We start from the raw sequence: 25,241 nt of genomic DNA on the forward strand, positions 1-25,241 counted from the left end.
GCGGCGGACATGAGGCCTATTCGGAAAAGGCATGATGGGACGAAACGACATGCGGCTGTGGCGCGATTCGAGCCTCTTCGGCGGGCTCGAACTCCTGCGCGCTTCGTGTTTCGACCATCGCTATTCGCCTCATTTCCATGACGAGTTCGTGGTCGCCGCTTTCAGGCGCGGCGCACAGCGGCATCGGGTGGCGCGGCACGAGGGCGTCGCCCACGCGGGTACGGTGATGATCATCCATCCCGGTGAGGTACATAGCGCCGAGGCGGCGGAGCGGAACGGCATCTGGGAGCACTGTGCCTTCTATCCCTCCACGGATACGATGGAAACGATCGCCGCCGACATGCTGGGCGGTCGCGGCGCGCTGGATTTCGGGCGCGCGACTCTGCGAACCGAGCCCGGTCTCGCGCGCAGCCTGCTCGCCGCTCATCGCGTCGTCGAAGCGACGCCGGATGCGGTGGAGAAGCAGAGCGCGGTTTATGAGGCGCTCGCCTTGCTGATCCGGCGCTATGGCCAGCGGGCGGGCCGGGCCTCGCGCCCGCAGTCGCCCGCTGCGGACATGAGCCGCGCCGTCGCCTTCATGAACGACTGCCACGACCGCAGGCTGACGGTGGACGAAATCGCCCGGGTCGCGGGCCTCAGCGAATACCATTTCATGCGCGCGTTCCGGGCGCAGTCCGGCCTCACCGTCCACCGCTATCTGACGCAGGTGCGGCTCGGCCGTGCCAAGGCGCTGCTGGAACGCGGCGTGGGCCCGGCGGAGGCCGCCGTAGCCGTCGGCTTTTTCGACCAGAGCCATCTCACCAATCAGTTCCGCAACTGGTTCGGCGTGACGCCCCGCGCCTTCGCGCTGGCGTGCTGCTAGAGCGTATTCCGATCAGAATTCGCTCAAAATAAGGAATCTGGAATCTGTCCTGTTTCAACGTAAACAGGACAGATTCCAGATGTGAGGTTACGCCAAAGGCGGCAGGCGGCGCATGACAGGCTGCGTCTTGACGATGGCGGTGTTTGTCTCCGCCTTGTCCGCAATCCGGTCGAGGATCGCGTCGAGCTGTTCGATGGAGCGGACATGCAGGCGGGCGATGAAGCAATCGTCGCCGGTAACCTTGTCGCATTCGGTAACTTCCGGAACCTCCACGATGAGTTGCTGGACGACGTGCAGCTTGCCCGGCAGCGGCCGGATGCGCACGATGGCCTGCAGCGTGTAACCGATCCGGGCAGGATCCACCTCGACGGTGAAGCCGCGAATGACGCCCTGCTCCTCAAGCCGCTTCAACCGTTCAGACGTACTTGGAGACGACAGGCCCACATGCCCGGCAAGGTCCTTGAGCGACATGCGCGCATCGCTTGCCAGAAGCGCGATGATGCGGCGGTCCAGATCGTCCGGCATTTCGTTCTCTCAGGCAACGTCCGCGTGCAGCCTAACAAGATTAGGAGTGATGACCATATCACCTTTCCCTGCATATAGATACCGGCCGTTTTGCCCGTTATAGTGAGGTATGTATCGGGAGGGAGCGGCAGCGATGAACGAGAAGATGCGCGGCACGGTGGAAATGACCGCCGCCATGGTAATTTCGGGGACCATCGGCCTGTTCGTCGTCCTTTCCGGCCAGCCGGTCGCGGATGTGGTGTTCTGGCGCTGTGTTTTCGCCGCCGCGACCTTGCTGGCGATCTGCGCGGGCATGGGGCTGTTCCGGCCGGGCACCATGTCCGGGCGCCAGATCGGCCTTGCCGTCCTCGGCGGTATCGCGATCGTGACCAACTGGCTGTTGCTGTTCGCCGCCTTTCCCCGTGCCTCAATCTCCATCGCGACGGCCGTCTACAACACGCAACCCTTCATGCTGGTGACGATGGGGGCGCTGTTCCTTTCCGAGCGGCTGACGCTATCCGGGCTTCTCTGGCTCGCGGTCGCCTTCTGCGGGATGCTGGCGATCGTCTGGGCGAAACCCGGCGCCGGCTATGGCGGAGAGGATTATCTCACCGGCATCCTCTTCTCGCTGGGCGCCGCCTTCTGCTATGCGCTGGCCGCGGTCATCATCAGAAAGCTCCGCGGCATTCCCCCGCATCTGATTGCGCTCATTCAGGTGTCGGTCGGCATCCTGATGCTTGCTCCTTTCGCCAGCTTTTCGCCCCTGCCCGCCGATCCCGCGGCGTGGGCGTTCCTGATCGCGCTCGGCGTGGTCCATACGGGCCTGATGTACATCCTGCTCTACGGGGCGATCCAGAAGTTGCCGACCAACCTCACCGGAGCGCTGTCCTTCATCTATCCGGTCATGGCGATCGTCGTCGATTTCCTCGCCTTCGGCCATCGTCTGCATCCGCTGCAACTGGCCGGCGCCACGGCCATCCTGCTCTCCGCTGCCGGTACCACGCTCGGATGGTCCCTCGACTGGCGCAGCCGCAGAGGCGTGGCGGCCGTTTCGCGCGAATCCCGAAACCGGCGGTTGACATCGCGGGCGAACCGGCAGTAGGTGAACGCATGAACAAGGCCCGCAACAACACCGTCTATTACGTGCCGCACAGGTAGCGGCGGGAAGGCTTGTTCACTTTTCCAACCGCTGTTCAGGCCAGCGGTTGGACGAGACGACCTCTGGCGTGCATCTCCAGGAGGTCGCTTCATGCACCCGTCGCAGTTCGCAGTTCTCCCGGCCCTGGGTCTGATCGGTTTCGGGGCGTTCGGCCGCCTCATGGCCGAGCATCTGCATCCGTATTTCCGCCTGCGCTGCCACGATCCCAGATACAGTCCCGGCGACCGGATGGCGGGCGACATCGGGCGCTTCGTGGGGCTCGCGGAAGCCGCCCGCTGTCCCTTCGTCGTGCTCGCCGTTCCCGTCGCCGCCCTCGCGGAGGCTGTCGAGGGCATCGCCCCGCATCTGTCGCGGGGAACGCTGGTGCTCGACGTGGGATCCGTCAAGACGCTTCCCGCTCGCATCATGGCGAAGGGATTGCCCGATCATGTCGCCATCGTCGGGACGCATCCGCTTTTCGGGCCGCAGAGTGCGAGGAACGGCATCGCCGGCCTCAAGGTTGCCGTGTGTCCCGTTCGCGGCCACCGCGGTGGCGGCGTATACGCCTTCCTGCGCAAGCGGCTTGGCCTCGAAGTGATCGTGACCACGCCGGAAGCGCACGACCGCGAGGCAGCCACCGTGCAAGGGCTGACGCACCTGATCGCGAAGGTGCTCGTGCAGATGGAGCCCCTGCCCTCCCGGATGACGACACGCAGCTTCGACCTGCTCATGGAGAGCATCGGTATGGTCCGCCACGATGCACCGGAAGTGTTCGACGCCATCGAGCGGCTGAATCCGTTCGTTCCGGAGGTGCGGGAGAGGTTCTTCAGACTGGCGGCAGCCCTCGACAGCGACATGGCGTACCGTGACATGGCGTACCGTGACATGGCGTCCGGCGAACTGGCGTCCGGCGAACTGGCGCAAGAGCGGCGCGGAGCGCTCGAAACGCCGTCCGTTGCCGGGTGACGAAGCCCTCGACGGCAGATGCTCCCACGGTTCATAATTGGCGCAGCCGGGGCGGAACGTCCGATCCCGGACCTCAGGAACGACGAGAGGACAAGCCATGACAGCTTCCCCCCTGCCTCTGAGGCCCGGGCAGGTCGCCGGGCTGGCAGAGACCTTGCCGCTGTGGCGGGTGACCGACGACGGCAAGGCTATCCGGCGTGAACTCAGGTTCCGCGATTTCAGGCAGGCCTTCGACCTCATGTCCGCGATCGCCGCCGCGGCCGACGAGCAGGATCATCATCCCGACTGGTCCAACAGCTACAACCGCGTCGCCATTCGCCTGACGACCCATGACGCGGGTGGCATCAGCGCGCGCGACATCCGTCTGGCGGAAGCCATAGACGCCGCAGCCGCCAGTTTCGGCGCAAAACCCGCGTAGATGCGGCCCGGTCTCAATGGGTATGGAACTGGTCCTTGAGCGGCGTGTCGTCGAAGGCGGGGACCACGTGGTACTCCAGCATGCGATGAACGCGCGGGCGTTCCTCGCCCCGGTGCAACGCCTGCAGGCGCTCGGCGACAGCGGCGTCGGCCTGCGTGCGGCGCATGTTGTGGCGCACGTAGTCCACCCACGTCGGCACGTGATAGCTTTCGGTCCAGACATCGGGATTTTCCAGATCGCGCAGCAGCGCCCATTGCTGCGCGCCGTCGCGCAGGCGGATACGGCGGCGGTCCGCCATGGCGGCCAGAAAATCCGGGACGTTGGAACGGTCGACCTCATAGTCGATCATCACCATGATGGGGCCGCTCTGGGGCTTCACTACAAGGCGCAGTTCGGGCTCGCGGAACTGGTTGAGGGGATTGAGATCGAGCGAGCCGAATTCGGCCAGCCCGAAACGCAGCCCCATCAGCGCGCCGGCGACCAGGACCACCGTGGCATAGAGCAGCGCCTGCGCCGGCCCGTAGAATTCGGCCACGGCACCCCAGACCCAACTACCGATGGCCATGCCGCCGAAGGTCGCCGTCTGATACAACGACAGCGACCTGCCCACGACCCAGCGCGGCGTCGACAGTTGCATGGACGTGTTGAACAGCGACAGCGCCAGCACCCAGCACGCGCCCGCCGGCAGCAGGAACAGGCAGCCAAGCCACACGGATTTGCTCAGCGCCAGCCCGACGACGCTCAGCGCGAACATCACGAAAGCCCAGCGCACGATATGCTCGGTGCTGAACCGCTCCCGCAGGCGCGCGTTCGCCAGCGCGCCGCCGATGGCACCCAGCCCGAAGCAGCCGAGCATCAGGCCATAGGTCAGCGCACCGCCGCCGACGAGATCGCGCACCACCAGCGGCAGCAGCGCCAGCACCACGATGGCCGCGAAGCCGAAGACGAGGCCGCGTGCCATGACACGCAGCAGGTTGGGCGTCATCAGCACATAGCGCATGCCCGCCCCGATGGCGCTGACGAACTCCTCGCGCGGCAGGGTATCGGGGGTTTCCCGGTGTTTCCAGCGCGCCAGCGCCGCGATCAGCGGCAAATAGCTGCAGGCATTGATGGCGAAGGCGAAGGCGCCGCCGGCCACGGCAACGATCACGCCGCCGACAGCCGGGCCGACACTGCGCATCAGGTTGAAGCCCATGCTGTTCAGTGCGACGGCGGACGGCAGGTCGGCGCGCGGTACGAGATCGCCCATGGAAGCCTGCCACGAGGGATTGTGCAGCGCCGTGCCGCAACCGATGAGAAAGGTGAAGGTCAGCAGCAGCCACGGTGTCAACAATCCGCTGAACGCACAGACCGCGAGCGCGATCGACACTGCCATCATCGTGGCCTGGGCGATGAGCATGATGCGCCGCCGGTCGAAGCTGTCCGCAAGCGCGCCGCCTACCAGCGAAAACAGCATGATCGGCAGCGTCGTCGACGCCTGCACGAGCGCCACCATGCTGCTGGAGTCGGAGATCATCGTCATGACCCAGCCCGCCCCGACGGCCTGGATGAGCCCGCCGAGATTGGACGCCAGCGTGGCCGTCCACAGATTCCGGAAATCGCCATGCCGAAACGGCGCCAATACCGATAACCTCGTCTGCAGCATGTCGTCCCCGTATTCTTGTTTGCAGCGGCGCTGGCACACCGGATGTCGCCCGGCCGGGCGCGGATGGGACAATGCGCAAACGAAAGGCCGCGCGCAAGATGGAGATACCCGCCCGCGCCATGCACAGGGAGACGGGCTCCCCGTAACTGTCTGACAGCACTTCCGGTTACGGCATCTGTGACGAAACGGCGACGGACAGCAGACGGCCCCTATAGAATCGTTTTCCGAAAAGGCCGGTGCAGGAAGCCTTATGTTTCTCTATGCCTTTGTTTTCGAACAATATTTATCAAATAAACAGAGTCCTATCTATTTTGAAACAGCAGTATTGCGTCATTCCGCCGCGGATACCGAGCGACTGGAAGCAATATGTCGCAGGAGGTTAAAGCGGTGTTTTTTGACCTAACGCAATTCCCCGGCAGCAGAATAAATTTATTTTATAATAATTCAATTGGGGAGAGCTATCATGCGCACCCGTATAGTATTTTTGCTGTCTTTCACTTTCCTGACCGGCGTTCCCGCATTTGCTGAGGAGCCCATCGTGGAAGACGAGCTGCGCGCCACGGCGCAGAGCCTGTTCCAGCCCATTCCGACGGCCGAGGAAGTGATTGCGGCGCGCAAGGTCAGCAAGGATCAGATACAGCTCGGCCAGTGGCTGTTCTTCGAGCCGCGTCTGTCGTCGAGCCAGATCATCACGTGCAACACCTGCCATAGCGTGGGCACCGGCGGCGCGGACAACATTCCGACCTCGATCGGCCATGGCTGGCAGGCCGGCCCACGCAATTCGCCCACGGTGCTCAACGCGGTCTTCAACGTCGCCCAGTTCTGGGACGGCCGCGCCGACGACCTGGCCGCCCAGGCCAAGGGGCCGGTGCAGGCCAGCGTGGAGATGAACAACACGCCCGGCAAGGTGGAAACCGCGCTGAAGAGTATCCCGGAATATGGAGAGCTGTTCAGGAAAGCCTTCCCCGGGCAGGATGAGCCGGTAACCTTCGACAACATGGCCCGCGCCCTTGAGGCGTTCGAGGTCACGCTGGTCACGCCCAATTCGCGCTTCGACCGGTTTCTCAAGGGTGAATCCTCGCTCGACGCGCAGGAGATGGCTGGCCTCGACCTGTTCATCAACAAGGGCTGTGTCTCCTGCCACGGTGGCCAGAACATTGGCGGGGAAGGCTACTTCCCGTTCGGCGTCGTGGAGAAACCCGGCGGCAACATCCTGCCCGCCGGCGACAAGGGCCGCTTCGCGGTGACCGAGACGGCGACGGACGAATATGTCTTCCGCGCCGGTCCGCTGCGCAACATCGCGCTCACCGCGCCCTATTTCCACAGCGGCCAGGTGTGGGATCTCGAACAGGCCGTGGCCATCATGGGCGTCAGCCAGCTCGGCGAGGAGTTGAACGACACCGAGGTCAAGGCGATCACCGCCTTCCTGCGCACCCTGACCGGCGAGCAGCCGCAAGTTCTCTATCCGACATTGCCGCCGAGCACGCAGGACACGCCGCGCCCCATCCAACCGGCCAGCCGCCCGGGCTGAGCCGCGCCGCACACAGAGCCGCCGTCAAGAACCCGCCGATGGTTTCGGCGGGTTTTTTCGCGATCCGACGCTGCCACGGCGATTCCCGCCGGGGACCGGGCGCGCCAACCGCATGACGGCGCGTGGGGGAGAAGTTTGTGGCGGAGAAGTTTCATGCTTGCTCACGCCCGGCAGAAGCCATTGTCACAGACTTCCGGCCTCTGGCAGCTATGCTGCCGGTGAGAAACCTGACGGCGATGACGGATTCTCACCGAGCCGCAAAGGAACGCGCGATGACCACTCTTCCCTTGTTCACAGCGCCCGGCCGCTTTCTGCGGGGCAATCTGCATACGCACACGACACGCTCCGACGGCAAACTGCCGACCGAGCAGGTGATTGGCCTCTATCGTGACGCGGGCTACGACTTTCTCGCGATCACGGATCACTTTCTGGCCCGATACGACTGGCCGCTCGTCGATACGCGCAGCTTTCGGGACCAGCGGTTCACGACCCTGCTGGGCGCGGAACTCCATGCGCCGCGAACGGAAATGAGCGACCTGTGGCACATCGTGGCGGTCGGCCTGCCGCCCGACTTCGCGCCCCCGACGCCGGAGGAAACGGGTCCCGCGCTGGCGCGGCGGGCGCGGGAGGCCGGCGCCTTCGTGGGCATGCCGCACCCGGCCTGGTACAGCCTCTCGCTCGCCGACGCCGAAACGCTCGACGCCGCTCACGCCGTCGAAATCTACAACCATGGCTGCCAGCAGATGCACGACAAGGGCGATGGCGCCTATCTGCTGGACGGCATGCTCGACAAGGGGCACCGCCTGCTCGCCTATGCCTGTGACGACGCGCATTTCCGCTCGCCCGATTTCGGTGGCGCGTGGATCGAGCTGAAGGCGGGCGCGAACGAGCCGGACGACATTCTGGAAGCGCTGAAAGCCGGCCAGTTCTACTCGACCCAGGGTCCCCGCATCGAGGCCATCGCCGTAACCGGCGATTCGATCGAGGTTTCCTGCTCGCCTGTCAAAGGGGTTCTCGCGGTCGGCTGCGGCTTCAAGATGAGCTACAAGTTCGCGGACTCCATGACGCGGGCGGTCCTGCCCCTCGAACCGCTGACTGCCAGCCCTTGGTTCCGGATCGTGATCACCGGTGAGGACGGCAGGCGGGCATGGTCGAACCCCGTCTGGATGGCCTCCCTCGCCACACCCGTCTGAACCGCGCCCGCGCGACGGGCCCCGCGCCCGTCGTCTGGGGCGGTTCCATGCCGTCATCGGCAACCGGCATCATCCGTCTCTCCAGCGTAGAAGACGGGCTTCCACGGTTTCGGCGATCTTGTTCAGGCTGTACCCGATAAGGCCGAGCAGGAGCACGCCCAGCATGACGACGTCCATCTCAAAGTGCTCGCGCCCCGAGATGATCAGTCCGCCAAGTCCGGGCCCCACCGCCATGAAGTATTCAGCACCGACTGTCGCCAGCCATGAATAGATCAGGGCGAGGTGAATGCCCGTCATGATCGAGGGAAGTGCCGACGGCAGGCGGGCGCGCAGGAATATCTGCCGCCGGGTGAAGCAGAGGGAGCGCCCCACCTCGATGATTTGAGGCGAGATGGACTGCATGCCCTCGATCGTGTTCAGCGCCACCGGCAGAAAGGCTGCGAGCGTGACGAAGGCGATCTTCGCGCTCTCCGCGAAGCCGAACCACACGGAGATGATCGGGATCCAGGCAAGCACCGCGATCTGCTTGAGGCCGTGGAAGGTGGGGCCGATAAAGCGGTCGGCGATCTTCGAAATGCCGAGAAGCGTGCCGAAGGCGACGCCGGCGATGCTGCCCATGACGAAGCCGGCGATATCGCGGCCCAGACTGGCGGCGATATGCACGAGCAGATCGCCCTCCGTCAATTCCTTCCAGCCCGCGGCGACGATATCCTGCAAGGGGGGAAGGAAGCGGCGGTCGATCAGGCTGAACTCGCTCGATACCTGCCAGAGAATCAGCAGCAGGATCGGCAATCGCCATCCGCGCGGGATGTTGAGCGATTTGCGGCCGGCGTGACGATCGGGGGCGTTGAGTGTGTCGGTCATCGGTTCAGTCGGTCAGTTTCCAGCGCTGCAGCCGGACTTCGATGCGGGCCAGGATATGGTCCATGACGAAACCGACAAGGCCAATGAGGATCATCGAAAAGATCATGGTGTCGAGCCAGAACATCTGGCGCGCCCAGTTGAGCTGATAACCGAGCCCTTCCGACGAGGCGAGCAGCTCGACGGCGACGAGAGCGGTCCACGCCTTGGTCAGGCCATAGCGGATGCCGGTGAACACCGGCGGAACCGTGGCGGGGAGAATGACGAGGCGCAGGCGCTGGAGCTTGTTGAAGCGGAAAATTCTGGCGACCTCAAGGTATCCGGGCGGTATGGAGCGCAACGCCGCGGACGAGTTCATCACGATGGGTATGAACGCCGCCTTGGCGATGATGACGATCTTGAGTGCCTCGCCGAGGCCGAGAAAGAGCATCAGCAGCGGGATCCATCCGATGGTGGGAACCTGCGAAATCGCCGTGAAAAGTGGCCGGACGTGATCGTCGAGCCAGTGCCAGAAACCCATGGCGAACCCGAGGACGAGGCCAGCCACGGCGCCGGCGATGAAGCCGGCCGTGACGCGGCCGGCACTGAAGCTGATCTGCTTCAGAAGATCTCCGCCGACGATGGCATCGACCGCCGCGTCCCAGACGTAAGCCGGATACGGCAGGATCTGTTCGGGCATCAGCTCGTAGGTCGAGGCCAGATGCCACAGCAGGACCAGAACTGCCGGGAACGCGAGCGGTATCGCAAACGCTGTCACGACACGCTGCACGCGCTCCAGCCACGGAACCGAGGGCGTGGATATCGGCGAAGATACAATATCGGTCATCAGGCGGGCACCTTGATGTCGCGGGCTTTTCCCGTCACCGGCCTGGGGCCGCGAATGACATCCAGCTCGTCGAGTATCTGGTTGCGGAAGTAGATAAGATCGGGAGAACGCCTGTCGCGCGGATATGCCAGCGGAATGTCGATAACTCTGGCGATGCGCCCCGGCCGCGGCGACATGACAACGACGCGGTTGCCGAGCAGGACGGCCTCATCGACATCGTGCGTGACCAGCAGCGCGGTGAGGTGTTCGTGCTCCCAGATGTGTTGCAGCTCGTCCTGCAGGTGGGCACGGGTGAAGGCGTCGAGGGCACCGAAGGGCTCGTCGAGGAGCAGAAGCCCGGGACGGTTGACGATCCCCCGGGCGATGGCGACCCGTTGCGCCATGCCGCCGGAAAGCTGCCGGGGATAGGCTTTGGCGAAGTCGGTCAGCGAGACGAGTTCAAGATGTTCCCGTACGAGCCGCTCTCTGGTCCTGGCATCGGCAGATGCGTTCTCAAGGCCGAGGGCGACATTCTGCTCGACGGTGAGCCACGGAAAGAGCCTGGCCTCCTGAAAGACGAGACCGCGATTCAGGCTGGGTTCCTCCACAGGCTTGCCATCGTGGATGACGGTCCCCTCCCCGGTTTCAAGTCCGGCAACGATGCGTAGCAGGGTCGACTTGCCGCAGCCGCTGGCGCCGACGATCGTGACGAAGCTGCCCTGTTCGACATCGAGGTTGATGTCGAGAAGCGCCTGCAGGCGTCTGTCGTTGACCCGGAAGACTTTGTTGAGATGCCTGATCGACAGGTATCCGGGCCGGGCGGAGGGATCTGGCGAGCCTGGCATGACAATCTCCCCTGTCGGTGTGCTGGGACCCTGGTGTCACCGATTGATTTCATCACGGATGGTAGGCTTGATATTTCATAATGTCTATAGATAATATCGTGATTTCCGGGATGACGGCGGTTCGGGAACCGTCTGGTCGAGGTAACGAGGTAACCCGGATGGAGTTCGATCATGACTGATGGAAATGGAACGGGCCTTCGAGCGGGCCGACAATTGAGTCTCGGGGCGTTTCTGCTGGAGTCGGGGCACCACATCGCTGCCTGGCGCGATCCCGCGTCGCCGCGGGCCGCCGGCCTCGATTTCAGGCACTACGTGCGCGCGGCCAAAGCGGCGGAAGCAGCGAAGTTCGATCTGGTTTTTCTGGCGGATTCCGCATCCATCCGGGGTTTTGACAGCCCGTCGTTTCCCTTCGAGGAACGCGGCGTCCGGCTTGAGCCGTTGACGCTCCTGTCGGCGCTGGCGGCGGTGACGGAAAGGATCGGTCTGGTCGGCACCGCGTCGACGACATATAATGATCCATTCAACATCGCGCGCCGGTTCGCCTCTCTCGATCTCCTGAGCGGCGGGCGTGCGGGATGGAACCTTGTCACGTCCTCGAACGAGTCCGACCCGGGCAACTTCGGGCAGCACGGACCGGTTCCGCATGCGGAGAGGTACCGCCGGGCGGCGGAGTTCGCCGAGGTCGTCGACGGACTGTGGGGCAGCCTCGATGCATCGGCCTTGCGCTACGACAAGGCTTCCGGCGTTCTTTTCGACAAGGAGGGCCTCCACCCGCTGCACCATGAGGGGCATTATTTCAACGTGCGCGGGCCGCTCAACGTGCCGCCCTCGCCGCAGGGGCGGCCGGTGCTGGTGCAGGCGGGCTCCTCCGACGACGGGCGCGAGACGGCGGCCCGTACGGCCGAAGCCGTGTTTGTCGCCTACCAGAGCTTTTCCGAGGCGCGGGACTATTATGGCGACGTGAAGGGCAGGCTCGGAAAGTACGGCCGCCATCCCGATGAACTGAAAATCCTGCCCGGCGTCTTTCCTGTCGTCGGACGCACCGAGGCGGAGGCCCGGGAAAAATTCGAATCCCTGCAGAATCTGGTCGATCCGGTGGTCGGCCTGGGGCTTCTGAAGACCGTTGCGGGCGGGATCGATCTGTCGGCCTATCCGCTGGACGGGCCGCTGCCGGAGGTTCCCGAAACCAACTCCGGCAAGAGCCGCCAGAAGCTGCTGCTCGAACTCGCGCGCCGCGAGAATTATTCCATCCGGCAGCTTTATCTGCATATCGCCGGCGCGCGCGGGCATTGGCAACTGGTCGGCACCGCTGCCGAAATCGCCGATCAGCTTGAGTATTACTTCCGCAACGAGGCGGCGGACGGCTTCAATGTCATGGCACCGCAACTGGAGTGGGGCCTCGACGACTTCATCGAACTGGTGATCCCCGAACTGCGCAGGCGCGGACTGTTCCGGACCGAATACGGTGGCCGGACGTTGCGGGACCATCTCGGCCTTGCCCGCCCGTCGGGGCGGCGGCGGTTCGCGCCGATCGCGGCAGGATCGTCCTATTCCGAAGCGGCAGCGGAGTAACAGAACATGACGAACAGAGACGGCAAAAAGATTTCGCTCGGCGCGTTCCTCCATCCTTCGGGCCATCATGTGGCCGCGTGGCGGCATCCGGATGCGCAGCCGGACGCGGGCGTCAATCTGGCGAATTACACGCGGCTGGCGAGGCTTGCCGAATCCGCAAGCTTCGATCTGATCTTCTTCGCCGATCAGGCGGCGCTTCCGTCGGAGAACTACGACTATATCAGCCGCACAACGCGAGCCACGCTTCTTGAGCCACTGACGCTGCTGTCGGCGCTGGCGGCGGTGACGGAGCGAATCGGGCTTGTGGCGACGGTGTCGACTAGTTTCAACGAGCCATACAATCTGGCGCGCTATTTCGCATCGCTCGATCATATCAGCGGCGGCCGTGCGGGCTGGAATCTCGTCACCTCCGGCACGCGGCTCGAAGGCGAGAACTTCAGCAATCCGCCGGGCTACAGCCAGCATGACGAGCGTTATGCACGGGCACGCGAATACGCGGAAGTCGTGCAGAAGCTGTGGGACAGCTGGGAAGTCGACGCCATTCTCGGCGACAAGGCAAGTGGCCGGTTCGTCGATCGCAGCAAGGTTCACCGCATCGACCACAGCGGGCAATACTACAGCGTCGACGGGCCGCTGTCGGTGGCGCGGTCGCCTCAGGGCCGTCCCGTGTTGATTCAGGCCGGCTCCTCCGCGTCGGGCCGGGAGCTTGCCGCGCTGACGGCAGAAGCCGTGTTCACGGCCCAGCGGACGTTGGCCGAGGCGCAGGAATTCTACGGCGACGTGAAGGAAAAGGCGCGCTCCTACGGGCGTGACGAGGACGACATCAAGATTCTCCCCGGCATATTTCCCGTGATCGGCCGCACTGAATCCGAAGCGCGGGAGAAGTTCCAGGTTCTGCAGGATCTGGTTCATCCGGTCGTCGGACTGAACTACATCCAGTCGCATCTGGGCGGGATCGACCTGTCCGGATATCCGCTCGACGGCCCGTTGCCGGACATCGCGCCCGAGACGGAGGCGAACCGCAGCCGGCGGGTGCTGCTGCTCGATCTGGCGAGAAAGCGCAACCTGACGATCCGCGAGCTTTATCTGGAGATAGCCGGCGCGCGCGGACATTGGCAGCTGGTCGGCACGCCGAACGAAATCGCGGATGCGCTGGAGAGCTACTTCCACGAGCGCGGAGCCGACGGCTTCAACATCATGCCGCCATCACCTCATGGTCTCGACGATTTCATCGAACTGGTCGTGCCCGAGTTGCGGCGCCGCGGCCTGTTCCGGGAGGCCTACGAGGGCCGGACCCTGCGGGACCATCTCGGCCTGAAAACGCCGCCGAACCGCATCGCGGCGGCAGCGACAGCCGCCTGAACCGACGTTGATGGCGTTTTCATGAGCGAAAGGAAAATGACAATGGATCGCAGGCAGTTTCTCGGAGGCGTGGCAGGGGCGACGCTGGTGGCGGTGACGGGCGCGGTGCACGCGCAGAACCCGCTGGTGGTCAGGATCGGATTCGCGAGCATCGGTGTCGATAACCGGCCGTTCTCCCAGGGCAGCTCGCTGTCGGTCTCGCATTCACTCGGCCTCGCGGAGAAGGAATTCAGCGATACGCCGAACGTCAAGATCGAGTGGTACTTCTTCCGGGGCGCAGGCCCGGCGGTGAACGAGGCCGTGGTCAACCGGCAGCTCGACCTGTACACGCAGGGAGACCTGCCCTCCATCGTGGGCCGCGCAAACGGGATCAAGAGCAAGATCCTGCTGGTCAGCAGCACGCGCACGCCGGTTTATCTGGCCGTGCCCACGGGATCGGACATCACGAAGATCGAGCAGTTACGCGGCAAGCGGGTAGCCGTGTTTCTGGGAACGAACGGGCATCTGTCCGTCGCCGAAGTGTTTGCCGCACATGGCCTGAAGTGGAGCGACGTGAATATCGTCAATCTGGATAACGCATCGACGAATGCAGCATTGGCGACCAAGGATATCGATGGGGCATTCGGCAGCGTGACATTCCTGCAGCTTGAAGATCAGGGGCTCGTGAAGGTTGTTTACAACAGCAACGACGATACGCCCTCGGCTGCCCGCATAGGGTCGATTTTCGTCACCAGCGAATTCGAGCAGGCACAGCCGGAAATCGTTGCCCGCCTGGTGAAGGCGTTCACCCGTGGTGCGCATTTCGCGTCCCTGGAGGAGAACCGGCAGGCCATCCTCGACGAATGGGAAAAGTCGGGGACGGCACGTTCGATTCTCGAACGGGACATTCAGGGCGTCAGCCTGAAAGCGCGCCACTCGCCGTTGCTCGATCCGTTCACACGCGCGCTTTATGCAAGGAAGGCGGAGAAGTCGAAGGAGTTCGGGCTTATCCGCCGGGCGGTCGAAACCGAAAGCTGGTTCGAGCCGAAATACCTGGAAGCCGCGATCAAGGAACTGGGGCTTGAAGGAGTCTGGACACCCTTCGATCCGGACGGAAAGCCGCTCGGCTGAACCCCTGCCGACAGGTTTCCCACCGGGGGCCGCAGGATGAGGGCCATCGGTCACAGGTTTCGGCGACGGGGAGGAGCCGCTTCGTGTCAGTCATGAAAGCCTGCCGTCATGCGGGCAGGCGTTCACGGCAGGCGAGGTGTCTGCCCGGCGTTCCGGTTGACCATGGCAACGATGATTTCGAAAAGCTCCTCCTGCGCCTGCTGCGGCGTGATCTCGCCGGTCGCCGCAGCTTCGGACAAGGCGTCGGCCGCCCCGAGCATCGCCCAGAATCTCGCCGGCGCGATGTCCTGTCGCCCGGCGAACGGCGCAAGCACGCCTCGGCACTTCCGGATGAAGGCCAACCGGTATTCCCGCTTGATCCGCTCCAGCTCCGGGGCGCCCGCCAGCGCGGCGAGTACGCCGGATATCTCGCGGCCCTGCGTGAGCACGCAGTTCACGTAGGAAGAGGCGATGACGGCGGCCTTGCCTTCCAGGGTCGGTACGCTCCTCTCAAGCGCCGCGTCGATGACGGCCGTCTGGCGTACGTCGAAATCCTCATAGAGCGCCGCCAGCAAGCCATTGCGCGTGCCGAAGTGGTCGTACACGACGGGCTTGGTGACGCCCGCCTGCTCGGCGAGCCGCCCCAGCGTCAAGGCGTCCGTGCCCTCGTCCCGGACCAGACGCCAGGAGACATCCAGCAGCTGTCGCAGCCGTTCTTCCCGCGGCAGGCGACGACGGGATGGCGAAGGGAGTTCCGGCATTTTCCGCGGTGCGCTTGACATATCTATATACCAAAGGTAGGTTACCGAAAGTATATAAGACTCACCCGCCAAACGCAACCAGCCAGCCGGAGCCTCTGCATATGCGCGCGCTCATCGTTGTCTCGCATCCTGATCCCAACTCCCTGACGCACGCCGTTGCCGCGCGGATAGCAGAGGGCGTCGTCTCCTCCGGCACCTCGCATTCCTGCGAAATCGCGGACCTCACCGCCGAAAAATTCGACCCGCGCTTCATCCGCGCCGATATCGCCCTTCATCTCCGGGAAGCGCCGCCACCGCCAGACGTCGCCGCCGAACAGGCGAGAATCGAGCGCGCGGATGCGCTCGTGCTGGTCTATCCCGTCTATTGGTGGTCGATGCCCGGACTGCTCAAGGGCTGGATCGACCGGGTATTCACCAACGGCTGGGCCTATGACGATGGCCCCGGCGGACTGGTGAAAAAGCTGCATCGCCTGCAGGTTCATCTGGTCGCCCTTGGCGGCGCCAACCAGCACACCTATGTGCGGCACGGTTATTTCGATGCCATGAAGGCGCAGATAGAACACGGCATTTTCGGCTACTGCGGCGCACCCGTCGCGAGGTCGGAGTTCCTGCTTCCGTCGGACTCCGGTTTTCCGGAGTCCTCTCTCGATACCGCACACACGATCGGACGTGCCATCTTCGGCGTCGAACCGGAAAGCCGGACATAGCGCGCAGATGGCCACTAGAATCTGTCCTGTTTACGTTGAAACAGGACAGATTCTGGTTTCCTTATGTTGAGCGAATTCTGATCGCTCAGATGATTCCATCTGATCGGAACGCGCTCCAACAACCTCTAAGGTGTTGACAGGCAAGTACCTGCTCTCCAAAACACCCTGGTCTGCTTACCGATGGAGACGGGATGAAACCCCAGTGGCAAAAAGTCTATGACGCGCTCGCCAGCGACATCGGGGCCGGCATCTACAGCCCGGGGGAGCGTCTGCCGTCGGAGCACGATCTTTCGGCTTCTCTCGGCGTCAGCCGCAACACCGTCCGCCGGGCGTTCCTCTCCCTTTCGCAGGACGGCTTTATCCGCATCGTCAACGGACGCGGCAGCTATGTCACGCCGCACGGTGTCACCTACGAGATCGACGCGACCTCCCGCTTCAGGCAAACGCTTGAATCGCTGGGCATCAAGCGGGATCAGACCGTCATCGAGAACACCGTCGTGGCGGCAGATGGGGACGTCGCGGCGGCGCTCGGTCTGTCGCCGGGCGATGATGCCGTCCGGCACGTTTCCGTCATATGGGGTGACGGCACGCCTTTCCTGCTGTCGCGGCGCTACTTCCCGGCAAGCCTCGTTCCGCATCTCGCGGAAGAGATAGCCCGCGAACATTCCTTCACGCGCGTCCTGCAACTGCACAATCTCGGCGACCTCCACCGCGACACCACCACCGTGTCGACGCGCCTGCCCGATCAGGAGGAGGCAAGGCTGCTGTCCTGCCCCCTCAACGCACCCGTGCTGGAAGTGTTGGCGCTGGGGCGCCTGGCGGACGGGCGCATCGCGGAATGGCAGAATGCGCTCATGCCCGGATCGCTCGTCCGGCTCACCTTCAAAAGCGCGTTGCAAGCGCTCTGATGGCCGCTGCTCGGACAAAGCTGTAGGTACAGCCGTCATTCTCTCTACATAATATTCGTCTACCACGAGGCACGCCGCGATTGCGGCCCTGCGGAGACAAGGCATCGGTATCGGATCGCTCCGCGCAACTTCCGGATTTGCCATGCGTGAGGATTCTATTGAGAACGGCAGCGATGCTCCTGCGGCCGTCAAGGAACTGGGCGAGACGCCGCTGATTCACCCGGGCGCCTCCATCACGCGCTCCACCCTCGGCCGCTATGTGGAGATTGGCGAGGGCAGCGTGCTGAACGAGGTCGATTTCGGCGACTACAGCTACACCGCCGCCTGGGCCGATATCGCCTATACGACGGTGGGCAAGTTCTGCTCCATCGCCGCGATGACGCGCATCAACCCCGGCAACCACGCCACGTGGCGTGCCAGCCAGCATCATTTCACCTATCGCTCGCGCATGTATGGCTTGGGCGACAGCGACGACGCTGCGTTCTTCGACTGGCGGCGCGACCACCATGTCACGCTCGGGCACGACGTGTGGCTGGGACATGGCGCCATCGTGCTTCCCGGCAATGATGTCGGCATCGGTGCCGTCGTCGCGGCCGGGGCCGTGGTGAGCAAGCCGGTCGACCCCTATACCATCGTCGCCGGCGTACCCGCCCGCCCAATCAAGCGGCGTTTTCCGCCAACGGTTGCCGAGCGCCTGATGGCGCTTGCCTGGTGGGACTGGCCGCACGAGCGGCTGAAATCGGCGCTGCAGGATTTCCGCGACCTTCCCATCGAAGCCTTCATCGAGAAATACGGCGCGTGACGGGCGGCGCAACGCCCCGTCCCGCGCTTTCAACCCATTGGCCAGTCTTCCCATAGGGAAACGATCATGACCTTCATCAACCGACGTCAAGCACTGCAGGGGCTTGCGCTCACCGGCGCCGCCGCTGCCCTTCCCTTCCCGCGCGCGCTGGCGCAGGGACAGGATCCCCGGCCGGAGCTTCGCATTGCGGTGCAGGGCCTTGCCCCGACCCTGGAGCCGGTCAACGCCATCAGCAATGTCGGCAACCGCGTCACGAACGCCCTGTTCGACACGCTGATCCGCCGCGACTTCTTCAGCAACGACAGTGGTTCGGGCACGGAACTGGTGCCCGCCATCGCCAAGAGCTGGAAGCGTGAGGACGAGCGTACGGTCGTCGTCTCCATCGCCGACAACGTCAGGTTCCACAACGGCGACGCCGTGAGCGCGGCGGACGTCGCCTACAGCCTGTCGGCGGAACGGCTGTGGGGCGACAAGCCCCTCGTGCCGCGCGGCCCGCTGTTCTCCGCCGCCTTCGAGAGCGTGGAGGCCATCGACGGCCGAACCGTCCGCTTCCGCACGAAGGCGCCGGATTTCTCGCTGGAGAAGCGGCTCGCCTCGTGGATCGCGTGGGTCGTGCCGGAGAAGCTCTATCGCGCGCTCGGGCCGGAACAGTTCGGTCTCAAGCCGGTCGGCACCGGGCCGTATAAGCTGGTCGAGTTCCACCCGGGCGACCGCGTGGTGCTGGAGGCGTTCGACGACTATTATCTCGGCAAGCCCACGGCCCGGCGCATCACCTTTCAGGTGGTGCCGGAGGTTGCGACCCGCGCGGCCGGGCTCATCAGCGGCGAGTACGACATCGCCTGCGCACTGACCCCTGACAACCTCGTCCAGCTCGAAGGCCAGCCTGATGTCGAGGCGCGCTCGTCGGTGATCGAGAACGTGCATCTGCTCGTCTATCAGGGCGATGCGAGGTGGCTGTCGGACAAGCGCATCCGTCAGGCCCTCAATCTCGCCATCGACCGCAAGCTGATCGTCGACGCCCTCTGGGCCGGCAAGGCCGTCATTCCCAACGGTTTCCAGATTCCGGCCTACGGCGCGGATTTCGATCCCGGGCGCCCGCCCTTCCGGTACGATCCGGAAAAGGCTCGCGCGCTCGTCAAGGAAGCGGGATACGACGGGGAGCCGATCAGCTACCGCACCCTCAACGACTACTACGTCAACTCGGTCGCTGCCGCGCAGATGATGCAGGAGATGTGGAAGGCGATCGGCCTCAACGTCCGGCTCGACATCCTCGAAAACTGGGGACAGGTGCTGGCCCCCGGCATGCAGATCCGCAACTGGTCGAACGGCTTCCAGTTCCCGGATGCCTCCATCCCGCTCACCAGCGACTGGGGGCCGAACGGCTCGCCGCAGCAGACCCATGGCTGGAAGGCGTCGGCGGAGTACAATGCGCTTGCCGCGAAGGTCCGCAGCCTTGCGCCGGGCGAGGAACGCCACAAGCTGTTCCAGCAACTGGCCGACCTGTGGGAAGAGGAAGCGCCGGGCGCCGTTCTCTACCGGCCCGTGGAGATCTACGGCGTGCGCAAGACCATCGGCTGGAAGCCGGTTTCGTTCGAGTTCATGGACCTGCGTCCCTACAACCTGCGTTTTGCGTGAGATGAGAGACGGGTCGCGGGTGCCGCCGGCCGACCTGTCGGCGGTGGAGGATGGCCGGCTCGCGGTGCGCGATCTCACGATCGCCGCCCGCGACAGCGGCGGCATCCTCGTCTCGGGAGTGGCATTTTCTGTCGTTCCGGGCGAGACGGTTGCGCTGGTGGGCGAGAGCGGCTCCGGCAAGAGCCTCACCATCCTGGCCATGCTGGGGCTGCTGCCGGGAGGCGTGGTACAAACCGCCGGCGACGTGCGGCTCGGCGGCAGCGACATCACCGGCTTCGCGGGCGACAGTATCCGTCTGCGCGGCCGCGTGATCGCCGCGATCTTTCAGGACCCGCAGGCATCGCTCGACCCGCGCTGGACCGTGGGGCGATACCTGCGGGACCAGCTGTTCCGCCATCGCCGCCTGAGGGGCGCCGCGGCGGACCGGGAGGCTGCCGCCCTGCTCGACGGGGTTGGCTTGCCGCAGCCGGAACGGCTGATGAAGAGCTATCCGCACGAACTTTCCGGCGGCATGGCACAGCGTGTAATGATCGCTGGTGCGCTGGCAGCCCGCCCGCGTTTCCTGCTCGCGGACGAACCGACCACAGCCCTCGACGTGACGACGCAGGCGCAGATTCTCGACCTCCTCGCCGATCTTCAGAAGCGGGAGGGACTGGGCGTGCTGCTGGTGACGCATGACCTGGGCGTCGTGGCCGAGATCGCGCATCGCGTCGTCGTGCTCTACGGCGGGCGGATCATGGAGACGGGCGACGCCGCCCGCGTGCTCGGCCATCCCCGTCACCCCTATACGGCCGCCCTGCTCGCGGCCATGCCTGATATCACTGACGACATGCCGCCGGTAGCCATTCCGGGCCACCCCGGGGAAAGACCCGCCAGCGGTTGCCCGTTTCATCCCCGCTGCGGTCTTGCGACCTCTGCCTGCGAGACGGCTCCGCCATCGCTGCGCGAAATCGGCCCGGAACAGGGCGTCGCCTGCTACCATCCGCTGCCTTCCGCCGCCATGACGCAGGGGTTGATCCGCTATGCCGTTGGTTGAGGCCCAGGGAGTGACGAAGCATTTTCGCGTCGGCGGAAGCGCGTTCGCCACGATCTCCCGCGCGACCGTCAAGGCGGTGGCGGGAGCCGATCTTGCTGTCGACCGGGGTGAAACGCTGGCCGTCGTCGGTGAGAGCGGCTGCGGCAAGAGCACCCTCGGCCGCCTGCTGCTCGGCCTGATGCCGCCCTCGTCCGGCAGGGTCATGTTCGACGGGCACGATCTCGCGGGGCTGGGCAGTCCCGCACTGCGCCGCCTGCGCGCACGCATGCAACTCGTCTTCCAGAACCCGCTGCAGGCGCTCGATCCGCGCATGAGCGTCGGCGAGCAGATCGTCGAGCCGACCGTGATCCATCCGGCGGCGGGCAATCGCCTGCCGGTGGCTGACCTGCTGGCGCAGGTGGGCCTCGACCCCGCCCTTGCCGGTCGCTTTCCGCATCAGCTTTCCGGCGGGCAGCGCCAGCGTGTGGTGATCGCGCGGGCCATGGCGACGCAGCCGGACTTCATCGTCTTCGACGAACCGGTATCCGCGCTCGATGTTTCCGTCCAGGCCCAGATCATCCGCCTGATCCGTGACCTGCAGACGGCGCGCGGCTTCGCCTCGGTGTTCATCTCGCACGATCTGCGCGTGGTGCGTCACGTCGCCGACCGCGTCGCCGTCATGTATCTCGGCCGCATCGTCGAGGAAGGGCCGGTACGCGCCGTCTTCGCCGAACCGCTCCATCCGTACACGCAGGCGTTGATTGCCGCCGTGCCGCGTCTGGCGCCGGGCATGCGGCGTGTCCGCGTCGTCCTGAAGGGCGAGCCGCCCAATCCGGCCGCGATCCCGTCCGGCTGTCCGTTCCATCCCCGCTGCCCGGTCGCGGAGTACGACTGCCGGACACACGCACCTGCGCGTGTCGCCGCCGGCCCCGCGCGAAGCGTCGCCTGCATCCGCGTCGCCAGCGGGTCGACGTTCCTCCCGGCTGCCTGAGGAGCCATATCCATGGACACGCTCCCCCTCCAGCACGACGGCAGGCCCGGTCCTCACCTCGGCCGGCGCCTCGCCGCGCTGGCGCGTTTCTGCCTCCTCAAGCTGGCGCGCACGCTCGCCACCTTGTGGATCGTCGTCACCTTCACCTTCGTCATTCTGCGGCTCACGGGGGACCCCGCGCTCTCGTTGCTGCCGGACAACGCGCCGCCCGACATCGCCGCCGCGTTCCGCAGCCGCTGGGGGCTGGATCGGCCCGTCTGGACGCAATACGCGCTCTATTTCCGCAACATGCTCGACGGCAATCTCGGCTATTCCCTCGCCAACGGCCGGGATGCGGTGGCGGTGGTGCTGGAGCGCGTTCCCGCCACGCTGCGGCTCACCGTCAGCGCCTTCGCGCTCACCCTCGCCGTCGGCTTGCCGGTCGGCGTATTCGCCGCGCTGCGGCATGGCCGTATGGCGGACCGGGCGCTGATGATGCTCGCGACCGTGAAGTACAGCTTGCCCAACTTCGTCATCGGCATCGGGCTTATCTACGCCTTTGCCATCTGGCTGCGGCTGCTGCCGAGTTCCGGCAGCGCCACGGCCGCGCACTTGATCCTGCCCGTCGTCACTCTCGGCCTCAGCGGGGCCGCCGTCATCGCGCGTTTCACCCGCTCCGCCGCGCTCGAAACGCTTGGCCAGCCCTATGTAAGGGCGGCGATGGCGGCGGGCGAGACGCGCACGCAGGCGATCGTCCGGCATGTTCTGCCGAACGCCGCCGTCCCCATCCTGACCGTGATCGGCTTCACCATCGGCGGGCTCGTGGGCGGCTCGATCATCGTCGAGCAGGTATTCGCATGGCCCGGCATCGGGCGGCTGCTGGTCGACGCCGTCGCCGTGCGCGATCTCGCGGTGGCGCAGGTGATCGTCATTCTCCTCGCCGTTGCCATGGTCACGGCGAACCTCGCCATCGATCTAGCCTACGGCCTCGTCAATCCCCGGTTCTGGAACAACGACGATGACATCCGCTGAAACCGCCGCCGGTACCGCGCCCGGGACAGTTGCGGCGAACCGGCGCCGGAAACGTTCCGCATTCCGCTCCATGCCGTTCAGCGTCTGTCTCGGCGCATGCTGGATGGCCCTGATGTTCGCTGCCGCCATCGCCGCGCCTTGGCTCGCGCCCTACGGCTATGCGGAGCAGCAGCCGCTGCTGCGCCTGAAGCCTCCGGCTCTGTTCGGCTACGAAACGCCCTTCTGGCTCGGCTCGGACCACCTCGGGCGCGACGTGCTGAGCCGCGTCATTCACGCCATCCGCCTCTCCATCGTGATCGCAGTCGCGGGTACCCTGATCGGCGCATGCGTCGGCACGGCGGTCGGCATGCTGGCGGCGCGGCTGAGGGGCTGGTGGGAGGAGGCGTTGATGATGCTGGTGGATGTGCAGGCATCGCTGCCCTTCATGATCTTCGCGCTGACGATCGTCGCCTTCTTCGGCAACAATTTCTGGCTGCTCGTCATCATCGTCGGCCTCGCCGGCTGGGAGCGCTACGCGCGGCTCGTGCGCGGGCTGGTGGTGGAGGCGGAGACCACCGGCTACGCGGCCGCGCTCCGGGCCGTCGGCGCGGATTCCTGGCGCATTTACCGCCACCACATCCTGCGCAACATCACGGGTGCGCTGCTCGTGCAGATGACATTGAACTTTCCCGAAACCATCATGATCGAGACGGGCCTGAGCTTCCTGGGGCTCGGCGTGCAGCCGCCGTTGACGTCGCTCGGCCTGCTCATCAGCGAGAGCCGCAACTACATCGCCATCGCCTGGTGGATCGCGCTTGCCCCGAGCATCGTGGCCGCGTTCACGACGCTCTCGGTCTGCGTCGTGGGCGACTGGCTGCGCGACGTCAGCGATGTCCGGTTGCGCTGACCGGCGGCACCGCTGTCATCCGTGTGTCGCAGCCATTCCTTAGAGCGCGTTCCTATCAAGTAACTTCATTTGATCGGAACGCGCTCAATATCAAACAGTTAGATTATTCCTTCGTTTTCATGGAACGATGAGATGATCTACCTCCCTGCGTGAAGGAGAAATCGCTATGGCGCGCAAAAATGTCCTGTTGATCGTGGTCGACCAGTGGCGGGCCGATTTCGTGCCCCATCTCATGCGGGCAGCCGGCCGGGAGCCGTTCCTGCGGACGCCGAACCTCGACCGCCTGTGCCGGGAGGGCGTCACCTTCCGCAACCACGTCACCACCTGCGTGCCGTGCGGCCCGGCCCGCGCCAGCCTGCTGACCGGCCTCTACCTGATGAACCACCGCGCCGTGCAGAACACGGTGCCGCTCGACGCGCGCCATTTCAATCTCGGCAAGGCGCTGCGCGGCATCGGCTACGATCCCGCGCTCGTCGGCTACACCACCACGACGCCCGATCCCCGCGCCACCTCGCCGCGCGATCCGCGCTTCCTCGGTCTCGGCGACCTCATGGACGGCTTCCGTTCCGTCGGCGCGTTCGAGCCCAGCATGGACGGCTATTTTGGCTGGGTGGCGCAGCAGGGCTTCACGCTGCCGGAGAAGCGGGAGGACATCTGGCTGCCCGATGGCGTCGACGCCGTGCCGGGCGCGACCGCCCTGCCCTCGCGCATCCCGCATGAGTTCTCGGATTCGGCCTATTTCACCGAGCGCGCGCTCACCTACCTCAAGGGGCGCAACGGCAAGCCGTTCTTCCTGCATCTCGGCTATTACCGCCCGCATCCGCCCTTCGTGGCCTCCGCTCCCTATCACGCCATGTATGCGCCGCAGGACATGCCGGCGCCCGTGCGGGCCGAGAGCCCTGAGCGCGAGGCCGCGCAGCATCCGCTGCTGAAATTCTATATCGACAGCATCTCGCGCGGCTCGTTCTTCCATGGGGCCGAGGGATCGGGCGCCACGCTGGACGAGGCGGACATCCGCCAGATGCGCGCCACCTATTGCGGCCTGATGACGGAGATCGACGACTGTCTCGGCGAGGTGTTCGCCTATCTCGATGAAACCGGCCAGTGGGACGACACCCTGATCATCTTCACCAGCGATCACGGCGAGCAGCTTGGCGACCATCACCTCCTCGGCAAGATCGGCTACTTCGACGAGAGCTTCCGCATTCCGCTCGTGATCAGGGACCCGGGGATGCGCGAACGCGCCGGTGCCGTCGACGCGGCCTTCACGGAGAGCATCGACGTGATGCCGACCATCCTGCAATGGCTCGGCGGCGACATTCCGCCCGCCTGCGATGGCCGCTCGCTGTTGCCGCTCGTCGCGGGCGAGCGCCCCGCGGACTGGCGCACGGAGATGCATTACGAATACGACTATCGCGACATCTTCTATTCCCGCCCGCAGGATCAGCTCGGCGTCGGCATGAACGAAAGCAGCCTCTGCGTGGTGCAGGACGAGGACTACAAATACGTCCACTTCGCTGCCCTGCCGCCGCTGTTCTTCGATCTCAAGGACGATCCGCACGAGTTCGTCAACCGCGCCGACGACCCCGCCTATGCCATGCGCGTGCGCGACTATGCCCAGAAGGCCCTGTCGTGGCGGCTCGTCCATGCCGACCGTACGCTCACCCGCTATCGCGCCAGTCCCCAAGGCCTGCACATGCAGGAAAATTAGAGCAAGCCTCGGCTCAGGTTGAA

The 25,241-nt window shown here is 65.0% G+C and carries 24 protein-coding genes; 18 read left to right on the forward strand and 6 right to left on the reverse strand.

Annotation, left to right across the window (positions count from 1 at the left end; all coding sequences use genetic code 11):
- Nucleotides 1-31: 31 nt before the first annotated feature.
- Nucleotides 32-862: a helix-turn-helix transcriptional regulator gene (locus FHS82_RS08630; RefSeq protein ID WP_166951000.1), complete on the forward strand. Its 831-nt coding sequence runs from the start codon at nucleotides 32-34 to the stop codon at nucleotides 860-862.
- A gap of 87 nt (nucleotides 863-949) precedes the next feature.
- On the opposite strand, the gene FHS82_RS08635 is transcribed toward FHS82_RS08630, so the two are convergent.
- Complete coding sequence (locus FHS82_RS08635; RefSeq protein WP_166951003.1) at nucleotides 950-1,387, reverse strand: Lrp/AsnC family transcriptional regulator; 438 nt, start codon at nucleotides 1,385-1,387, stop codon at nucleotides 950-952.
- Nucleotides 1,388-1,520: 133 nt separating this feature from the next.
- Between FHS82_RS08635 and FHS82_RS08640 the strand changes: the two genes are divergently transcribed.
- The 3 genes from FHS82_RS08640 to FHS82_RS08650 all read left to right on the forward strand — a co-directional run bounded on the left by FHS82_RS08640 (nucleotide 1,521) and on the right by FHS82_RS08650 (nucleotide 3,888).
- A complete protein-coding gene (locus tag FHS82_RS08640; RefSeq protein ID WP_166951005.1) occupies nucleotides 1,521-2,468 on the forward strand; it encodes a DMT family transporter in 948 nt (315 codons plus the stop codon).
- 147 nt (nucleotides 2,469-2,615) lie between these two features.
- A complete protein-coding gene (locus FHS82_RS08645) occupies nucleotides 2,616-3,470 on the forward strand; it encodes a prephenate dehydrogenase (RefSeq protein WP_166951008.1) in 855 nt (284 codons plus the stop codon).
- A 97-nt stretch (nucleotides 3,471-3,567) separates the two neighbouring features.
- On the forward strand, nucleotides 3,568-3,888 hold the full coding sequence (locus FHS82_RS08650) for a 4a-hydroxytetrahydrobiopterin dehydratase (protein WP_166951010.1): 321 nt from the start codon (nucleotides 3,568-3,570) through the stop codon (nucleotides 3,886-3,888).
- 13 nt (nucleotides 3,889-3,901) lie between these two features.
- Here FHS82_RS08650 and FHS82_RS08655 read toward each other — a convergent pair whose 3' ends face one another.
- Nucleotides 3,902-5,533 carry an MFS transporter gene (locus FHS82_RS08655; protein ID WP_166951012.1) on the reverse strand — a complete coding sequence of 544 codons (1,632 nt, stop codon included), beginning with the start codon at nucleotides 5,531-5,533 and terminating at the stop codon, nucleotides 3,902-3,904.
- A 463-nt stretch (nucleotides 5,534-5,996) separates the two neighbouring features.
- Between FHS82_RS08655 and FHS82_RS08660 the strand changes: the two genes are divergently transcribed.
- Together FHS82_RS08660 and FHS82_RS08665 are read left to right on the forward strand one after the other, a co-directional pair.
- Entirely contained in the window at nucleotides 5,997-7,064 is a 1,068-nt protein-coding gene (locus FHS82_RS08660) for a cytochrome-c peroxidase (RefSeq protein ID WP_166951014.1), read from the forward strand.
- Nucleotides 7,065-7,336: 272 nt separating this feature from the next.
- Nucleotides 7,337-8,257: a PHP domain-containing protein gene (locus FHS82_RS08665; RefSeq protein ID WP_166951016.1), complete on the forward strand. Its 921-nt coding sequence runs from the start codon at nucleotides 7,337-7,339 to the stop codon at nucleotides 8,255-8,257.
- A 69-nt stretch (nucleotides 8,258-8,326) separates the two neighbouring features.
- Here the strand turns inward: FHS82_RS08665 and FHS82_RS08670 are convergent, their stop codons facing one another.
- Genes FHS82_RS08670 through FHS82_RS08680 form a run of 3 tightly spaced genes read right to left on the reverse strand, consistent with a single transcriptional unit; the run spans nucleotide 8,327 to nucleotide 10,768 of the window.
- The gene (locus FHS82_RS08670) at nucleotides 8,327-9,121 is read right to left on the reverse strand and encodes an ABC transporter permease (RefSeq protein ID WP_166951018.1); all 795 of its coding nucleotides are present in this window, start codon (nucleotides 9,119-9,121) and stop codon (nucleotides 8,327-8,329) included.
- A gap of 4 nt (nucleotides 9,122-9,125) precedes the next feature.
- On the reverse strand, nucleotides 9,126-9,944 hold the full coding sequence (locus tag FHS82_RS08675; protein WP_166951020.1) for an ABC transporter permease: 819 nt from the start codon (nucleotides 9,942-9,944) through the stop codon (nucleotides 9,126-9,128).
- Nucleotides 9,944-10,768 (reverse strand): ABC transporter ATP-binding protein, encoded by an 825-nt coding sequence (locus FHS82_RS08680; protein ID WP_166951023.1) that lies wholly within the window; start codon nucleotides 10,766-10,768, stop codon nucleotides 9,944-9,946. The genes FHS82_RS08675 and FHS82_RS08680 overlap by 1 nt, the downstream gene beginning before the upstream one ends.
- 171 nt (nucleotides 10,769-10,939) lie before the next feature.
- Here FHS82_RS08680 and FHS82_RS08685 point away from each other — a divergent pair, with 171 nt between their 5' ends.
- Genes FHS82_RS08685 through FHS82_RS08695 form a run of 3 tightly spaced genes read left to right on the forward strand, consistent with a single transcriptional unit; the run spans nucleotide 10,940 to nucleotide 14,812 of the window.
- On the forward strand, nucleotides 10,940-12,340 hold the full coding sequence (locus FHS82_RS08685; RefSeq protein WP_166951026.1) for an LLM class flavin-dependent oxidoreductase: 1,401 nt from the start codon (nucleotides 10,940-10,942) through the stop codon (nucleotides 12,338-12,340).
- 6 nt (nucleotides 12,341-12,346) lie between these two features.
- Complete coding sequence (locus tag FHS82_RS08690) at nucleotides 12,347-13,702, forward strand: LLM class flavin-dependent oxidoreductase (RefSeq protein WP_166951028.1); 1,356 nt, start codon at nucleotides 12,347-12,349, stop codon at nucleotides 13,700-13,702.
- 42 nt (nucleotides 13,703-13,744) lie between these two features.
- The gene (locus FHS82_RS08695; RefSeq protein WP_166951031.1) at nucleotides 13,745-14,812 is read left to right on the forward strand and encodes an ABC transporter substrate-binding protein; all 1,068 of its coding nucleotides are present in this window, start codon (nucleotides 13,745-13,747) and stop codon (nucleotides 14,810-14,812) included.
- A 122-nt stretch (nucleotides 14,813-14,934) separates the two neighbouring features.
- Here the strand turns inward: FHS82_RS08695 and FHS82_RS08700 are convergent, their stop codons facing one another.
- A complete protein-coding gene (locus FHS82_RS08700) occupies nucleotides 14,935-15,573 on the reverse strand; it encodes a TetR/AcrR family transcriptional regulator (protein WP_166951033.1) in 639 nt (212 codons plus the stop codon).
- 80 nt (nucleotides 15,574-15,653) lie between these two features.
- Between FHS82_RS08700 and FHS82_RS08705 the strand changes: the two genes are divergently transcribed.
- The 9 genes from FHS82_RS08705 (at nucleotide 15,654) to pehA (ending at nucleotide 25,218) form a co-directional block, all read left to right on the forward strand.
- Nucleotides 15,654-16,259 (forward strand): NAD(P)H-dependent oxidoreductase, encoded by a 606-nt coding sequence (locus FHS82_RS08705; RefSeq protein ID WP_166951036.1) that lies wholly within the window; start codon nucleotides 15,654-15,656, stop codon nucleotides 16,257-16,259.
- 191 nt (nucleotides 16,260-16,450) lie between these two features.
- A complete protein-coding gene (locus FHS82_RS08710) occupies nucleotides 16,451-17,167 on the forward strand; it encodes a GntR family transcriptional regulator (protein ID WP_166951039.1) in 717 nt (238 codons plus the stop codon).
- Between the two features lie 142 nt (nucleotides 17,168-17,309).
- Nucleotides 17,310-17,969 carry an LbetaH domain-containing protein gene (locus FHS82_RS08715; RefSeq protein ID WP_166951041.1) on the forward strand — a complete coding sequence of 220 codons (660 nt, stop codon included), beginning with the start codon at nucleotides 17,310-17,312 and terminating at the stop codon, nucleotides 17,967-17,969.
- Between the two features lie 66 nt (nucleotides 17,970-18,035).
- The gene (locus FHS82_RS08720; protein ID WP_166951044.1) at nucleotides 18,036-19,604 is read left to right on the forward strand and encodes an ABC transporter substrate-binding protein; all 1,569 of its coding nucleotides are present in this window, start codon (nucleotides 18,036-18,038) and stop codon (nucleotides 19,602-19,604) included.
- Nucleotides 19,605-19,623: 19 nt separating this feature from the next.
- Complete coding sequence (locus FHS82_RS08725) at nucleotides 19,624-20,640, forward strand: ABC transporter ATP-binding protein (protein WP_343042536.1); 1,017 nt, start codon at nucleotides 19,624-19,626, stop codon at nucleotides 20,638-20,640.
- The gene (locus FHS82_RS08730) at nucleotides 20,627-21,610 is read left to right on the forward strand and encodes an ABC transporter ATP-binding protein (protein ID WP_166951049.1); all 984 of its coding nucleotides are present in this window, start codon (nucleotides 20,627-20,629) and stop codon (nucleotides 21,608-21,610) included. The genes FHS82_RS08725 and FHS82_RS08730 overlap by 14 nt, the downstream gene beginning before the upstream one ends.
- Before the next feature lie 78 nt (nucleotides 21,611-21,688).
- Nucleotides 21,689-22,621 carry an ABC transporter permease gene (locus FHS82_RS08735; protein WP_208394173.1) on the forward strand — a complete coding sequence of 311 codons (933 nt, stop codon included), beginning with the start codon at nucleotides 21,689-21,691 and terminating at the stop codon, nucleotides 22,619-22,621.
- 70 nt (nucleotides 22,622-22,691) lie between these two features.
- Entirely contained in the window at nucleotides 22,692-23,507 is an 816-nt protein-coding gene (locus tag FHS82_RS08740; RefSeq protein WP_343042544.1) for an ABC transporter permease, read from the forward strand.
- Between the two features lie 166 nt (nucleotides 23,508-23,673).
- Nucleotides 23,674-25,218 (forward strand): phosphoric/sulfuric ester hydrolase PehA, encoded by a 1,545-nt coding sequence (gene pehA, locus FHS82_RS08745; protein WP_166951056.1) that lies wholly within the window; start codon nucleotides 23,674-23,676, stop codon nucleotides 25,216-25,218.
- The last annotated feature ends 23 nt before the right edge of the window (nucleotides 25,219-25,241 follow it).

Source organism: Pseudochelatococcus lubricantis (genome assembly GCF_011762225.1).
GTDB classification, from domain to species: Bacteria; Pseudomonadota; Alphaproteobacteria; order Rhizobiales; family Beijerinckiaceae; genus Pseudochelatococcus; species Pseudochelatococcus lubricantis.

What these genes read in the sequence shown, in the direction of transcription:
- FHS82_RS08720 (WP_166951044.1), top strand. Translation starts at nt 18,036, where the DNA reads ATGACCTTCATCAACCGACGTCAAGCACTGCAGGGGCTTGCGCTCACC.
- FHS82_RS08695 (WP_166951031.1), top strand. Translation starts at nt 13,745, where the DNA reads ATGGATCGCAGGCAGTTTCTCGGAGGCGTGGCAGGGGCGACGCTGGTG.
- FHS82_RS08690 (WP_166951028.1), top strand. Translation starts at nt 12,347, where the DNA reads ATGACGAACAGAGACGGCAAAAAGATTTCGCTCGGCGCGTTCCTCCAT.
- FHS82_RS08715 (WP_166951041.1), top strand. Translation starts at nt 17,310, where the DNA reads ATGCGTGAGGATTCTATTGAGAACGGCAGCGATGCTCCTGCGGCCGTC.
- FHS82_RS08675 (WP_166951020.1), bottom strand. Translation starts at nt 9,944, where the DNA reads ATGACCGATATTGTATCTTCGCCGATATCCACGCCCTCGGTTCCGTGG.
- FHS82_RS08680 (WP_166951023.1), bottom strand. Translation starts at nt 10,768, where the DNA reads ATGCCAGGCTCGCCAGATCCCTCCGCCCGGCCCGGATACCTGTCGATC.
- FHS82_RS08670 (WP_166951018.1), bottom strand. Translation starts at nt 9,121, where the DNA reads ATGACCGACACACTCAACGCCCCCGATCGTCACGCCGGCCGCAAATCG.
- FHS82_RS08660 (WP_166951014.1), top strand. Translation starts at nt 5,997, where the DNA reads ATGCGCACCCGTATAGTATTTTTGCTGTCTTTCACTTTCCTGACCGGC.
- FHS82_RS08640 (WP_166951005.1), top strand. Translation starts at nt 1,521, where the DNA reads ATGAACGAGAAGATGCGCGGCACGGTGGAAATGACCGCCGCCATGGTA.
- FHS82_RS08730 (WP_166951049.1), top strand. Translation starts at nt 20,627, where the DNA reads ATGCCGTTGGTTGAGGCCCAGGGAGTGACGAAGCATTTTCGCGTCGGC.
- FHS82_RS08710 (WP_166951039.1), top strand. Translation starts at nt 16,451, where the DNA reads ATGAAACCCCAGTGGCAAAAAGTCTATGACGCGCTCGCCAGCGACATC.
- FHS82_RS08740 (WP_343042544.1), top strand. Translation starts at nt 22,692, where the DNA reads ATGCCGTTCAGCGTCTGTCTCGGCGCATGCTGGATGGCCCTGATGTTC.
- FHS82_RS08630 (WP_166951000.1), top strand. Translation starts at nt 32, where the DNA reads ATGATGGGACGAAACGACATGCGGCTGTGGCGCGATTCGAGCCTCTTC.
- FHS82_RS08700 (WP_166951033.1), bottom strand. Translation starts at nt 15,573, where the DNA reads ATGTCAAGCGCACCGCGGAAAATGCCGGAACTCCCTTCGCCATCCCGT.
- FHS82_RS08655 (WP_166951012.1), bottom strand. Translation starts at nt 5,533, where the DNA reads ATGCTGCAGACGAGGTTATCGGTATTGGCGCCGTTTCGGCATGGCGAT.
- pehA (WP_166951056.1), top strand. Translation starts at nt 23,674, where the DNA reads ATGGCGCGCAAAAATGTCCTGTTGATCGTGGTCGACCAGTGGCGGGCC.
- FHS82_RS08635 (WP_166951003.1), bottom strand. Translation starts at nt 1,387, where the DNA reads ATGCCGGACGATCTGGACCGCCGCATCATCGCGCTTCTGGCAAGCGAT.
- FHS82_RS08645 (WP_166951008.1), top strand. Translation starts at nt 2,616, where the DNA reads ATGCACCCGTCGCAGTTCGCAGTTCTCCCGGCCCTGGGTCTGATCGGT.
- FHS82_RS08650 (WP_166951010.1), top strand. Translation starts at nt 3,568, where the DNA reads ATGACAGCTTCCCCCCTGCCTCTGAGGCCCGGGCAGGTCGCCGGGCTG.
- FHS82_RS08685 (WP_166951026.1), top strand. Translation starts at nt 10,940, where the DNA reads ATGACTGATGGAAATGGAACGGGCCTTCGAGCGGGCCGACAATTGAGT.
- FHS82_RS08705 (WP_166951036.1), top strand. Translation starts at nt 15,654, where the DNA reads ATGCGCGCGCTCATCGTTGTCTCGCATCCTGATCCCAACTCCCTGACG.
- FHS82_RS08665 (WP_166951016.1), top strand. Translation starts at nt 7,337, where the DNA reads ATGACCACTCTTCCCTTGTTCACAGCGCCCGGCCGCTTTCTGCGGGGC.